Source organism: Alcaligenes parafaecalis (genome assembly GCF_026344135.1).
Lineage (GTDB): Bacteria > Pseudomonadota > Gammaproteobacteria > Burkholderiales > Burkholderiaceae_B > Alcaligenes > Alcaligenes parafaecalis.
This window is the reverse complement of record NZ_JAPKNA010000009.1, coordinates 1-12717: the sequence shown is the minus strand read 5'-3', so window position 1 is coordinate 12717 and position 12717 is coordinate 1. Positions and strand designations below refer to the sequence as shown.

General features: G+C 57.3%; 10 protein-coding genes. 3 read left to right on the top strand and 7 right to left on the bottom strand.

Annotated features, from left to right (window positions below; all coding sequences use genetic code 11):
- The first annotated feature begins 98 nt into the window (after window positions 1–98).
- Both OSH09_RS18005 and OSH09_RS18000 read left to right on the top strand, forming a co-directional pair.
- Entirely contained in the window at window positions 99–608 is a 510-nt protein-coding gene (locus OSH09_RS18005; RefSeq protein WP_207873321.1) for a peroxiredoxin, read from the top strand.
- 158 nt (window positions 609–766) lie between these two features.
- Entirely contained in the window at window positions 767–2287 is a 1521-nt protein-coding gene (locus OSH09_RS18000; protein ID WP_266121773.1) for an MFS transporter, read from the top strand.
- Window positions 2288–2445: 158 nt separating this feature from the next.
- On the opposite strand, the gene OSH09_RS17995 is transcribed toward OSH09_RS18000, so the two are convergent.
- The 3 genes from OSH09_RS17995 to bioB all read right to left on the bottom strand — a co-directional run bounded on the left by OSH09_RS17995 (window position 2446) and on the right by bioB (window position 5505).
- Window positions 2446–3465 (bottom strand): BMP family protein, encoded by a 1020-nt coding sequence (locus OSH09_RS17995; protein WP_266121772.1) that lies wholly within the window; start codon window positions 3463–3465, stop codon window positions 2446–2448.
- A 170-nt stretch (window positions 3466–3635) separates the two neighbouring features.
- Window positions 3636–4487: an EamA/RhaT family transporter gene (locus OSH09_RS17990; RefSeq protein WP_266121771.1), complete on the bottom strand. Its 852-nt coding sequence runs from the start codon at window positions 4485–4487 to the stop codon at window positions 3636–3638.
- A 1-nt stretch (window position 4488) separates the two neighbouring features.
- Entirely contained in the window at window positions 4489–5505 is a 1017-nt protein-coding gene (gene bioB, locus OSH09_RS17985) for a biotin synthase BioB (RefSeq protein WP_266121770.1), read from the bottom strand.
- Window positions 5506–5793: 288 nt separating this feature from the next.
- On the opposite strand from bioB, the gene OSH09_RS17980 reads away from it, so the two are divergent.
- The gene (locus tag OSH09_RS17980; RefSeq protein ID WP_207873325.1) at window positions 5794–6216 is read left to right on the top strand and encodes an acyl-CoA thioesterase; all 423 of its coding nucleotides are present in this window, start codon (window positions 5794–5796) and stop codon (window positions 6214–6216) included.
- On the opposite strand, the gene OSH09_RS17975 is transcribed toward OSH09_RS17980, so the two are convergent.
- The 4 genes from OSH09_RS17975 to OSH09_RS17960 all read right to left on the bottom strand — a co-directional run bounded on the left by OSH09_RS17975 (window position 6193) and on the right by OSH09_RS17960 (window position 11593).
- Window positions 6193–6675: a DUF3293 domain-containing protein gene (locus OSH09_RS17975; RefSeq protein ID WP_266121769.1), complete on the bottom strand. Its 483-nt coding sequence runs from the start codon at window positions 6673–6675 to the stop codon at window positions 6193–6195. The genes OSH09_RS17980 and OSH09_RS17975 overlap by 24 nt on opposite strands.
- A gap of 107 nt (window positions 6676–6782) precedes the next feature.
- Window positions 6783–9845 (bottom strand): efflux RND transporter permease subunit, encoded by a 3063-nt coding sequence (locus OSH09_RS17970; protein WP_266121768.1) that lies wholly within the window; start codon window positions 9843–9845, stop codon window positions 6783–6785.
- Complete coding sequence (locus tag OSH09_RS17965; RefSeq protein WP_266121767.1) at window positions 9842–10927, bottom strand: efflux RND transporter periplasmic adaptor subunit; 1086 nt, start codon at window positions 10925–10927, stop codon at window positions 9842–9844. Before OSH09_RS17965 ends, OSH09_RS17970 begins: the two co-directional genes overlap by 4 nt.
- A gap of 54 nt (window positions 10928–10981) precedes the next feature.
- Complete coding sequence (locus tag OSH09_RS17960; protein WP_207873329.1) at window positions 10982–11593, bottom strand: TetR/AcrR family transcriptional regulator; 612 nt, start codon at window positions 11591–11593, stop codon at window positions 10982–10984.
- Window positions 11594–12717 lie beyond the last annotated feature (1124 nt).

Genomic DNA, 12717 nt, shown 5'->3' with positions numbered 1-12717 from the left:
ACTGATAAGTATTATTTGCCTATTAGACAGGCCAGTCTATTAGTATCATAGGTAGTTCGGGCCGCCATGCTGGCGGTATTTATTCATACGGAGACCTTATGTCCATTTCAGTCGGTGCGCGCGTTCCAGACGCGACCCTTAGCGAGTACATTGAAACCGCCACAGAAAGCTGCCCTCTGGGCCCCAACAACTTTCAGGTGGCTGATCTGGTTAAAGGCAAGAAAATTGCCGTGTTCGCCGTTCCAGGCGCATTCACCCCTACCTGCTCCGAGCAGCACTTGCCTGGCTTTATCGCCAAGGCAGACGAGTTCAAGGCCGCTGGCGTGGACGAGATCTGGTGCGTGGCTGTGAACGATCCTTTCGTGATGGGCGCTTGGGGTAAGTCCCTGAACGTCAATGGCAAAGTGCGTTTGCTGGCTGACGGCAGCGCCATCTGGACCAAAGCATTGGGTCTGGAATTTGACCTGACTTCCAAAGGCCTGGGCGTGCGCTCCAAGCGTTTCTCCGCCTTGCTGGAGGACGGCGTTGTCACACAATTGAATATTGATAACGACGGCGGCCTGCATACATCGGATGCAGACACCCTGTTGAAACAGGTAAAGTCGTAAGTATCTGATCCCGCGCCTGTCCGGCGTGGCGTGGGATAGAAGGATTACGAAGCGCTGGCTGCAAGCTGGCGCTTTTTTTTACCGTCTTCCCGGCTGGACCCTTGCTGGAAATCAGGGCGATAGCGGGAGCGGTGCCGCAGTTTTTTTAGGATGTGTGGATGCTGTCATCGGTGGGTGCGTTTTCGTCCCTGTACTTTGCGACCCTGATGCTGTTGTTGAGCTCGGGCCTGTTCAATACCTTCATGGGGGTGCGCCTGACGGCCATCTCGGTGTCAGAGGTATGGATTGGCGGGCTGATCGCAGTGTATTACCTGGGTCTGGTATTTGGTGCCCGTATGGGTCACCGCCTGATCATGGGCGTGGGCCATATTCGGGCGTACGCCGCCAGTGCTGCCATTGTCACCATCTGTGTGCTGGTTCAGATTCTGGTCGATTCCATGTACGTCTGGCTGCTGCTGCGCTTTTTGGCGGGCGCGGCCATGGTGGTGCAGTTCATGGGCATCGAAAGCTGGCTGAACGAGCAAAGCGACAATAGCCAGCGCGGCACTATTTTTGCCTTTTACATGGTGTTCTCCAGTCTGGGCACCGTGCTGGGGCAGTTGTCGCTGACTCTGTTCCCGCATCTGAATTACGAGCCGCTGGTCTTTGTGGCCATCTGTTCGGCCTTCAGTCTGGTGCCGGTGGCGATTACCCGTCGCAGTCACCCGCCTTTACAAGTACCTGCGCCGATTAACGCACGCTACTACGTGGACCGGGTGCCCTTGTCCATGATGGTGCTACTGGTGGCGGGTATGTTGACTGGGGCCTTTTATGGCCTGGCACCGGTGTATGCGGTGCGCGTCCATTTGAGCAATGAGCAGGCCGCCTTGTTTGTCGCGGTGTCGGTGGCTGCCGGGGTGCTGGCGCAGTGGCCGGTGGGCTGGTTGGCTGACCGTATGAATCGCGTCAAACTGATCCGTATCAACGCGATCTGTTTGCTGGCCCTGGCCATCCCTTTGTGGGGTTGGTTCGAGGCGCCGTTCTGGTTCTTGCTGGTCTTTTCGGCCATGTTCGGTGTTCTGCAATTTACGCTCTATCCCTTGGGCGCGGCCTTTGCCAACGACAACGTGGACCCGGAACGGCGGGTGGGTTTGAGCGCCATTCTGTACATGGTGTATGGCCTGGGGGCCTGTGTGGGACCGCTGCTGGCGGGCGGTCTGATGTCCTATGTCGGCAGCAATCTGTACTACATCTTTGTGGCGGCCTGTGGCCTGGCCCTGGTCTTGCTGGTTCGTCCGCAGAAGGTTCTGGGCGATCACTTGAGCCAGGATGCACCTACGACCTTTGTTCCTATGCCGGATAGCTTGCAAAGCTCGGCAGCGGCGGTGGCGCTGGACCCACGAGTGGATATCAGCTCTGACGTATCGCATGACCCGGTGTTTGAGGATCTGCCTCCGGTTGAAGAGCGTGTGCCTGCCGGTGCGGAAAGCGCGCCTGTGGAGAGCGAGGCAGAGGAGGCGACGGATACGCTGGCAAGCCTTGATAAAAGCGCCGATCCTGGCCTGGGAGGTTCAGGAGGCTCGCAGAGTGCAGCAGCCTCAGGGCACGTTGCGAATTCAGAGAGCCCGGCAGAGTCAGGTGGCTTGGGCGGTTTGGATGATGCAAAGGAAGGTCGCAAACCATCGGACCCTAGTCGCTAAGTAGCCGGCTGCATTCGTCGCGTTGTACTGCTACGAGTCTCATCAGAAACAAGCATTGCAAACTGCCCCTGAAAGCTGGACATCAATCCACGCTTCGGGGGCAGTTCGTTTGACTCAGGGTTTTGATTTTCAGGCAGATGCTTGTTTGGAGTCAGGGCTTAGATCTGGAACTCAGGCCCGCTGAACTCGGCTTCAACCTCAATCTTGCCCGCCAGAATGTCCTGTTGCAGCGCTGCAATTCGTTCGCGTACTTGTGTGGGCGTATCGGGGGCCATGATCAGACGTACCGCCTCAGGCTGCTGCAGGCCAACCTTGAAGATCTTGCCAGACTCAAACTTGTTTTCGCTCAAGTCCTTGCAGGCTTCAAATACGCCAATGCCCACATCGGCCCAGGCTGAGCCGACAAAGACATCCGGCTCACGGGCGACCCAGTCGATCACATTGCCAATCTCTTTGATGCCCAGTTCACGGCAGGCTTGCGTCGTGCCGCTACGGCCTTTGTTCAGCATGGTGTAGATGATGTCGGCCCCCGCTTTGGCCTGGGCCTGGGTGACGCGTGCGGCCAGCTCTATATCGTCCTGATTGCCGGAGAAGTTGGTCAGTAGTTTGACATCCGGATTGGCGTGTTTGACACCCGCCGCATAGGAGGCACGGGCGCGCAAACCCGGTGGCACCCGGATGCCGGACTGGTGGGCGACCACGCCGGTTTTGGTCATGAAGGCGGCATACGCACCGGCCAGCCAGGCCGATTCTTCCTGGCGTACGTCATAGCTGCTGAGATTGCTGGAGGTGACGGCACCTTGGGTGATCACAAAGCAAATATCAGGGAATTCTTTGGCCACAGTCAGAGCGGCGTCGGTATTCTGGCCACCATGGGCGATCAGTAAAGTGGGTTTGTGCTTGGTGGCCAGCTCGCGCAGGGCGGTGATTTGCGCTTGTGTTTCGTTGGCAACCTGATCTTTGTAATGACCGGTGATGGGCAGTTGAGCGACGGCTTTTTTAAAGCCCTGGTATCCGGCTTGCATAAAGCCGTTGTCGTCGATGTGGCCGCAGAATAAAGCGGCGACGACAGGCTTTTCTGCAGCCAGAACGCTACGGCTTAGCCAGGGGGCGGCCAGTGTGCCCACTCCGGCGGAAGCGGCAGCGAGCAGTAATTGTCGGCGGGTAAATCCGGTCATGGTCTTGTCTCCTGTGTAGTCTCCGACGTGAGCGTCGGTAAACGGTTTTTTTTCTAATCTACAGGAGATGAAACGCAGCGGTGCCTCGAAGTTTTAAATGTCAAATATACGAATTCTCGTATAGTGCGTTTGGCTGGGCGTGTATGAGCTACGCCCAGCGTTTTTTGTCTTTAACGCGGAATCAGGGCCACGATCGCGCCAATTGCCAGAGCCACACCCACCATATTGAGGGCGCTGAGCTTTTCTTTGAAGAAGCCCGCGCCAATTATGGCACCTAGAGCAATGACGCCAATGTTCATGGCCGAGAACACCAGGGTGGGGTTCTCCGGGAAGATCTGGTGGGCACGAATATAAAAGAAAATATTCCCGAAGTTCAGGGAGCCCAGAACCAGACCGGCTAAAAGACTGCCTTTATGCCAGCGGGTGCGCTTGGCCAGGAGCCAGCACAGCATTAGTACACCGGCCAGCGAAAAGGACACGACCAGGCTGCTGGAAAAGGCGGCGCCCGCTTTGGAGAGCTGTTTGAACATGATGTCGATCACGCCATAACCCAGCCATACCGCCAATAGCATCAGGGCCGGATGCCTGGTGCCCGAGTCCTGGCTGCTGGCTTGGCGGGGACGCATCAGCAAGCACAGCAAGGCGGTCAGGGCCAACGCGATCCCCAAAAGCTTCTGGCCACCTACGTGTTCGCCAAACAGCAAAAAGGCGGCCAGCAAGGGGATGAACAAGGACAGGCGTTGGGCAGCGTCGCTGAGAACAATCCCGGCCTGCCGTACCGCTGCGGCCATGAACAGAAAGACGCTGGGCAGTAACACGCCCAAGGCAATCAGAATCCACCAGGGTGTGGCGGGGTTGAGCAGGCGGCTGGGGTATGGCTGCAGCAGCACCAGGCTAAGCGTGACGGCCACGCCGTAGTTGACCAAGATGGCCTGGGCGACATCGATCTGCCGCTGGCGTGCAACTTTCAGCAAAATGGAAACAGCAACACTGCACAGAATGCTGGCGATCAGGGTAAGCATCTTAAAGGGCCTCGACCATAGCGCGGGGACGGGTTTGTTCCAGAGACAAGGGTGGCTCGGATACGGAGGTTTTTGCGGCTTCTAATTGCAGGCGGGCAAACAGATCCTGATCCGCTACAAATTGAGGGTTGCCGGTCGTCAGCAATTGTTCGCCATAGAAAATGGAGTTGGCACCGGCCATAAAGCACAGCGCCTGAGTGCTGTCGTCCATGGTTTCGCGGCCAGCCGACAGGCGCACGGCACTGGTCGGCATCAGGATACGTGCAATGGCAATAGTGCGAACAAACTCAAAAGGGTCCAGATCATCTACCTGATCCAGGGGAGTGCCGGGCACTTTAACCAGTTGGTTGATAGGCACGGACTCGGGGTAGGGGCGCATATTGGCCAGTTGAGCCAGCAGGCCAGCGCGTTCACGACGGCTTTCACCCATGCCGATAATGCCGCCGCAGCAACTGTTCAAACCGGCAGCACGTACGCGCTCCAAGGTGTCCAGACGATCCTGGTAAGTACGCGTGCTGATGATCTGGCCGTAGAATTCCGGCGAGGTGTCCAGGTTGTGATTGTAGTAATCCAGCCCAGCCTGTTTCAGGCGCTCTGCCTGACCATCTTTCAGCATGCCTAGGGTGACACAGGTCTCCAGGCCCATTGCTTTGACAGCGCTGACCATATCAATCACATGGTCCAGTTGCTTTTCCGTGGGTGAGCGCCAGGCCGCACCCATGCAAAAGCGCTGTGCACCTTGTGCCTGAGCCGCGCGGGCGGCTTCCAGTACCTGATTCAAGGGCATCAAGGGTTCTGGCTCCAGCTCGGTCTGATACTTGGACGATTGTGGGCAGTAGGAGCAATCCTCCGGACAGGCGCCGGTCTTGATGGACAGGAGGCTGGAGAGCTGAATTTGATTGGCCGGGTGATGCTGCCTGTGCACGGTCTGCGCCTGGAACAGGAGGTCCATAAAAGGGAGCTCGTAAAGCTCTGTGATACGACGAATTGTCCAGGGGGCAGGGGAATGTACAGACATGGCAGGCTACCTTATTCAGTGACGCGGCTATGCTAGGTTTTCTGCCTGTGAAAGACGACTATTGCGCCTGCTTAGTGTTGGTCTGCTTTGTTCCTGAAATGCTTATTTCGGTGATAGTTAAGCGAAGATGCTGCTAACTTCTCTTAATCGGAGTCGTTCCGTGCGATACAAATTGTTTCTCTGTCGATGTTTGCTAAATGTTTCAAGCATTGCTTATGCGCCTGATGACCGTGGCTTCAGCCTTTTTATCCGAGGTAAACTGACGGGCGATTTTGCGAAAGGATAAACATGCACGCGTTCGAGCGCCGCATCACCGTGGAATGGGGTGATTGCGATGAGGCCGGGATTGTTTTCTATCCCAATTATTTTTATTGGTTCGACTGCACGTATCAGGCCTGGTTGCGGCAGGTGGGTTTAAGCCAGCGCGTTTTGCGGCAAGAATACGATGCAGTCACTCCATTGGTCGATGTGGGGGCCAACTTCCGTGCGCCCGTCACCTATGACCGTGATATTCGCGTTTGCGTACAGGTAGCTCAATGGCTGGAGCGACGCTTCAAGCTGGAGTATCAGGTCTTCAATATGGATGGTGTGCTGGTTGCGACCGGCCATGAGTGGCGTGCCTGGGCACAGGTCTTGCCGGAAGGGCGGCTGAAAGGTGCCGCCATTGCCCAGGGCTTCCGTCAGCGTCTAGAAGGGAATGGGGCTGTTTAAGTCCGCCTGATCCGACACCGGCAGGCGCTGCTGCACCTGATGCAGTTGTGGCTTGCCATTGGCCGGGATATACACAAAGGCCAATTGCTTGAACAGGCGTGCTTGCCAGCGCGCTTGTTGCAAGCTGATATCCAGCACCAGCAGGCTGGGTTCATCTGGCCATTTGCCTCTGGGGTCCAGGTTGGTTGCGGGCCACCAGCGCAGGTCCAGCTTCTGCAAATCGCGCAGCAGACTTTCCTGAACCGCATCGTTAAAGGCGCGGCTGCAAATTTGTGCGCCTGGATTGCAGGCCGTCAGAATGGCCGCGCCACGGCTGTTTTCTTGATCCAGCAATTTATTCAGCGGGCGGTTGAGCTGGCCGATGCGCACATCTATATCGCCCTGCGGGCTATGGACACGGTAGATCGCCTTCTCGAAAGCGTGAGACAGGGCGGCGGGCAGGTCTTTCTGTGTAGACATAAGCTATCTTGCGTCGTTCTGTTCTCTAGACCCACAAGACTAGCAGTGGGATGCATGGTTTTTAAGCCATGCAACCATTATTTACACAGTTTCAGCCCTCAAGCAAGTTAAGCGGTACGTGGGTCCTGGATTCGATTCCAGATCGCGTACAGGCTAGGCAAGAACAAAAGCGTCAGGATCGTGCCAATGGCCGTGCCACCGATCAGTGTCAGGGCCATGGAGCCCCAGAACACCGAAAAGGACAGGGGGATGAAAGCCAGCACCGCTGCCAGGGCCGTCAGAATGACTGGCCGGGCACGCTGCACGGTGGCTTCAATCACCGCATCGTAAGGGGATGCGCCTTCGGCCCGGTTGGTCTTGATCTGCTCGATCAGGATGAGCGTATTGCGCATCAGAATCCCCGCCAGACCGATCAGACCCAGAATGGCCGTAAAGCCAAAGGGCTGCTGGAAGATCAGCAGGGCGGGCACACTACCAATCAAGCCCAGGGGAGCGGTCAGGAACACCATGATCATGGACGACAGCGAGCGAACCTGAATCACAATCACCAGCAGCATCAGGGCAATCATCACCGGGAATACGGGCAGCAAGGCATCGTTGGATTTCTTGGCCTCGGCGGTAATACCGCTCATCTCGATCAGATAGCCTGGCGGCAGTGTGGCCTGCAGAGGCGCAAACTCCTTCATGACGCGATTGGCGACCTCAGCCGGTTGCACGTGCGGCGCAATATCACCGCGCACCGTCATGGTTGGCAGGCGGTTGCGGCGGGCCAGCTTGGGCTCTTCCTGAATAATCTCCAGCTTGCCCACTTGCTCCAAAGGCAGGTTCTGACCTTGTTCATTCATCACCGTCAGGCCGGACAAGCGTGTCGGATCGTGGCGGTTGATGGCGGAGCTGCGTGCCACAACCAGGACATTGCGCAAGTCTTCGCGGTATTCAGCAACCGTGCTGCCATCCAGTTGTAGCTGGATTTGCTCGGCCAGGCTTTGGCGGTTCAAGCCCAGTGCTTGCAGGCGTTGGGGATCAACGTCCAGCTTTAATACCGGCACGCGTGAGCCCCAGTCCACGTTGACCTGGCGCATATCCTTGTCAGCACGCATGATGCTCATGGCTTGCTCGGAAATGCTGCGCAGCTTGTCCAGATCAGGGCCGCGTACCAGGAACTCAACGGGGTACTTGGTGGAGGGGCCGAACACCAGTTGGGTTGCGCGCACACGCGCTTCCGGGGTCAGGCCATCGGCTACCACTTGGCGAAAGCGTTGCAGCAAGTCGTCCCTGTCGTGCTGGTTGGCTGTCAGAACAACCAGACGTGCAAACGATGGATCAGGGAGTTCAGGGTTATAAGACAGGAAAAAGCGGGGAGCGCCTTGTCCGGCATAACTGGTGACCAGCTTGGTCTCCGGCTGCTCGCGTAACCAGCTCTCTACCTTGCGAGTCACCATCTGGGTGGACTGTATGCTGCTGCCCTCCGGTAGCTGCACTTCCACCAAAAGTTCGGGGCGATCAGAAGTAGGGAAAAACTGCTGTTTGACGAAACCCATGCCCACCACAGCCAGCACGAAAGCCAGGACCACAATGCCAGTCACCATGAACTTATGGTGCACCGACCAGGCAATCATGCGACGCAGACGCATGTAGTTAGGGGTGTCGTAGATGGCCTGATGGCCGCCCGGGCGTGCTGGAATGGCAGGCAGGAGCTTGACGCCCATGTAGGGGGTGAAGGCCACGGCAACCAGCCAGGAGGTCAGCAGGGCAGCGGCCAGAATCCAGAAGATATTGCCCGCGTATTCCCCGGCAGAGGAACGGGCAAACCCCACAGGCAGGAAGCCGATGATAGTTACCAGTGTGCCGGACAACATGGGGGCGGCGGTATGGTTCCAGGCATAGGCAGCCGCTTTCAGGCGGTCCATGCCTTCTTCCATTTTCACGATCATGATCTCGATCGCAATAATGGCGTCGTCCACCAGTAGACCCAAAGAGATGATCAGTGCGCCCAGCGTTACCCGGTCAAAGACCTTGCCTGTCATCATCATGATGACGAACACCATGGCCAGTGTTAGGGGAACAGCCGCCGCCACCACAATGCCCACACGCCACCCCATGCTGACCAGACATACCAGCAGCACTACGCTAAGCGCAGCGAAGAACTTGAACATGAACTCGCCAACGGCAGAGGCAATATTCACCGACTGGTTGGTGACGGTATCCAGCGAGAAGCCCAGGGGCAGGGCAGCCGCAATGTCTTCACGAGCTTTTTCCAGATCCTTGCCCAGATACAGGCCGTTATAGCCTTCCTGCATCACCACATCCAGCAGCATGGCGAACTGGGCATTATGGTGAATCTCGAAGCTGGGTGGGTCCTCGTAACCACGGCTGATGGTGGCGATATCGCCCAGACGCAGGTTGTGGCCTTGAACGTAGATATAGGTATTGCTGATGGCCTCCAGATCATCCAGGCCAGCGCTGATGCGCATATGAATGCGCGGGCCGTCTGTGCTGATCGCACCGCTGGCCGCCATGGCGCTGCGTTTGGACAAAGCCTGCAAAATCTGCTGGGGATTGAGCTGCAGATTGTGCAGCTTGGCCTCGTCCAGATCGACAAAAATGCGTTCGCTTTGTTCGCCCAGAATATTGACCTTCTTGACGCCGGGAACTTGCAGCAATTGGCTGCGTACCTTCTCGGCCTCACGGGTCAGCAGGCGTGGGGGCAGGCCGGGCGCCTGGAGCGCAAACAAGCTGAAGGATACATCCGAGTATTCATCGTTCACGAAAGGCCCCTGCACGCCTTTAGGCAAGCGGGGAGCCTGGTCCTGCAGTTTCTTGCGTAGTTGATAAAACTCGCTTTGGACGTCGGCAGGCGGCATGGTGTCTTTCAGGGTCACCACCATCAGCGCGGTGCCGGGCCGGGTAACGGTCTCGACCTTATCGAACCAGCGCAGTTCCTGCATGCGCTTTTCCATGGGCTCGGCCACCAGATCTTGCATTTCCTGAGCGGTGGCGCCGGGCCACATGGCCGTTACCGTCAGGACTTTGACAGTAAAGGCCGGGTCCTCGGCTCGCCCCAGTTTGACGAAGGAATAAATGCCGGATGCAGCCAGGGCAATAATCAGAAATAGCGTAATGGCCCGTTCGCGTACCGCCAGTGCGGAGAGGTTGAAGCGGCCTGTCATTGCTTGGCCTCGCGTGTTTCAGGGCGAATTTCCTGGCCTTCATGCAAAAGATTGGCCCCTAAAGCCACGATAGGTGTGCCGGCTTCCGGTCCTTCGGACAAGTAAGCGTGTTCCTGCGCCAGCTTGGCGATGGTCACAGGCTGCCAATGCACGGTTTTCTGATTATCAATCACCCATACGCCAGGGCCTTTGCCCGCATCGTAAAGTGCGGTCAGCGGGATTTGATTCAAGGCATTGGCGTCGGGAGGCGTCAAATGCACGATGGCGCTGGAGCCCAATCGGGCCGTGACGTTTTCATTCGCAAAAGAAAAGCGGGCCTGATAGCTGCGGGTGGCCGGGTCGGACGACTGGGCCAGCTCCCGTAATTGGGCGGGCAGACTTTCCTGGGAGTCGGTCAGTTCAATGGTGGCACGTGTGCCAAGGGGAATATCCCATTGCTCGGGCAGGCTGACAATGACATCGCGCGGGCCGTCCTGGGCCAGACGCAGCACGGCTTGTCCGGCGCTGACCACTTGCCCTACATCACCCAGTTGGGCCGTGATAATGCCGCTGGCTTCTGCCTTCAAAGAGCTGTATTGATCCGCATTGTGGGCGATCTCGGCCTGAGCCTGGGCGGACTTCAAATTAGCCTGGGCGCTGCGTAATGCCTGTTTGCTCTGCTCGTGAGCCTGACGGGATACGCCACCTTGCTCGACCAGCAGGGACAAGCGTTTGTAATCGGACTGAGTCTGCTCAGCCTGGGCCGTGGCGGCTTGTACGGCGGCCAGACGTGCTCGATGATCCAGTTGCAGGTCTTTGGGGTCCAGCGTCATCAGGAGCTGGCCTTTCTCTACGTGCTCGCCGTTCTGAACCTTGCGTGTATCAATCTTGCCGCCTACCCGGAAGGCCAAGGGGCTTTCTACCCGTGCACTGATCAAACCCAGAAAACGTCGCTGTTGATCTGCTTTGGGTTGAATCACGCTTTGAATGACCAAAGGAGCCTGAGTGCGAGGGTCGGCCTCCTGCGTCTGCTGGCTGCACCCCATCAGTACAAGGGCGGCAGACAAACTCAAAACAGGGCTAAGAGAGCGGAAAAGAGCCATTCAGGACTCCGGGTAAGTAAATGGTTGGGTGAACTGTAACTTGGGGCTGGATGCTCAAGGCATCAGGCTGCGCAGGATAAGCTGCGTCACCACCAGCAAACCCTGGCGGGTTTTTTCAGGTGGATGTATTTCCAGCAAGACAGGGTGCAGACAGGCGGTCAAGGCAAACAGGATGCCTTGCACCACTTCGTCCAAAGGCGTGCGACGCTCGAAGTCGCCGCTTTCACGGCCTGCACGCACCAGGGCGGTGATTTGAGTCAGCAAGTCTTCTCTGTGCTGATCCACCGTTGCCCAGTTGTTTTGCAGGGCTTCAATCACCACTTCCTGCATGCGGCCTTCCTGCAAGAACAGCTCCAGGCTTAGATTGCAGGCAGTTTCCGTGAAATGACGCAGGCGTTCGATAGGAGGCAGATCGCCATCAACAATCTGCTGTAGCTGCACGTGCATGCTATGGAGTACCGAATGGCAAATCGCTTGCCCGATAGCCTGCTTGGAGTCGAAAAACCGATACAGATAGGCACTGGATACGCCTATGGCTTTGGCCAGGCTGGCAACCGAGGTTTTGCGATAGCCATACAGACGGAAGTGCGTATGGGCCTGTTCAATAATCTGTTCGCGGCGATGATGTTCGGTCGGGCCGCGCTGGCCCAAGGTGCTGGCTGGCATGGAAGTTGAATGTTGAAGTAACGATAATGCAATACATTAACTTCCTTGGGGCTTGGGAGCAAGAAAATTGAGTGTCTGAAGCCAGGGGCTGGCCATTTGCGGGAGGGAAGGGCTGGGGTGCCGCGTCCTGGTAAGCTGCAAGGCGGTTGTCGATTGGGGTGCAGGGCGGTGAAAAGCCTGCTAGATTCCAGAACTATCTGGCTTTTGTGCTTTTTTATTGGAATATATGGGAGAGCGGAAGTGAGAAATTTGACTCGAATCATCGCTGCACTGGTGACGGGCCTATTGGTGGCGAGCCCCGTACATGCTCAGTTTTTTGGAAACTGGGAGTCTGATGGTCGGGGAGGTTATAGAGGGGTAGGTCGTAGTAGTGGAGAGGGCTGGGAGTCGGACGGCCGAGGTGGTTTCCGGGGAACGGGTCGGAACTCAGGTTCTGGTTGGGATTCCGACGGCCGTGGTGGTTACCGGGGGACAGGGCGTAATTCCGGGTCCGGTTGGGACTCGAATGGCAGCGGTGGTTTTCGCGGAACTGGGCGCAATAGTGGTTCTAGTTGGGATTCTGACGGCCGAGGAGGTCTCAGGGGGTCGGGAGCCAACTCGGGTGCCAGGTTGGAGTCCGATGGTCGCGGTGGATTCCGAGGGACTGATAGTCATTCGACCGCTCGTTGGGAGTCGGATGGGCGTGGTGGATACAGAGGTTCAGGCGCAAGTTCTGGGTCTCGCTTGGAGTCCAATGGTCGTGGCGGCTTTCGAGGGACAGGGAAAGAATCCGGGGCAGGTTGGGAGTCCAATGGCCACGGCGGGTTTCGGGGCACTGGCCGTAACTCTGGTTCCGGTTGGGAAACGAATGGTCGTGGTGGCTACCGAGGGACGGGTCGTAATTCTGGATCGGGCTGGGATGCTGATGGTCGAGGCGGTTTTAGAGGGACTGGTCGCAACTCAGGTTCCCGCTGGGAGTCGGATGGGCGTGGTGGCTATAGAGGATCGGGGTCTTATAACGGGCCAGCCCTGCCATTTTGATGTGTGCCCGGCGTTCAAGTCAGATAGTTCTAAGCGGGCATGAAAAAAGCCTGACAGATCGAAATCTATCAGGCTTTCTGGAATCTTTTGGCGGAGCGGACGGG

Excerpts from the sequence above, each read along its gene's own strand:
- OSH09_RS17960 (WP_207873329.1), bottom strand. The coding sequence starts at position 11,593 with ATGCCAGCCAGCACCTTGGGCCAGCGCGGCCCGACCGAACATCATCGC.
- OSH09_RS18000 (WP_266121773.1), top strand. The coding sequence starts at position 767 with ATGCTGTCATCGGTGGGTGCGTTTTCGTCCCTGTACTTTGCGACCCTG.
- OSH09_RS17980 (WP_207873325.1), top strand. The coding sequence starts at position 5,794 with ATGCACGCGTTCGAGCGCCGCATCACCGTGGAATGGGGTGATTGCGAT.
- OSH09_RS17970 (WP_266121768.1), bottom strand. The coding sequence starts at position 9,845 with ATGACAGGCCGCTTCAACCTCTCCGCACTGGCGGTACGCGAACGGGCC.
- OSH09_RS17975 (WP_266121769.1), bottom strand. The coding sequence starts at position 6,675 with ATGTCTACACAGAAAGACCTGCCCGCCGCCCTGTCTCACGCTTTCGAG.
- OSH09_RS17990 (WP_266121771.1), bottom strand. The coding sequence starts at position 4,487 with ATGCTTACCCTGATCGCCAGCATTCTGTGCAGTGTTGCTGTTTCCATT.
- OSH09_RS18005 (WP_207873321.1), top strand. The coding sequence starts at position 99 with ATGTCCATTTCAGTCGGTGCGCGCGTTCCAGACGCGACCCTTAGCGAG.
- OSH09_RS17995 (WP_266121772.1), bottom strand. The coding sequence starts at position 3,465 with ATGACCGGATTTACCCGCCGACAATTACTGCTCGCTGCCGCTTCCGCC.
- OSH09_RS17965 (WP_266121767.1), bottom strand. The coding sequence starts at position 10,927 with ATGGCTCTTTTCCGCTCTCTTAGCCCTGTTTTGAGTTTGTCTGCCGCC.
- bioB (WP_266121770.1), bottom strand. The coding sequence starts at position 5,505 with ATGTCTGTACATTCCCCTGCCCCCTGGACAATTCGTCGTATCACAGAG.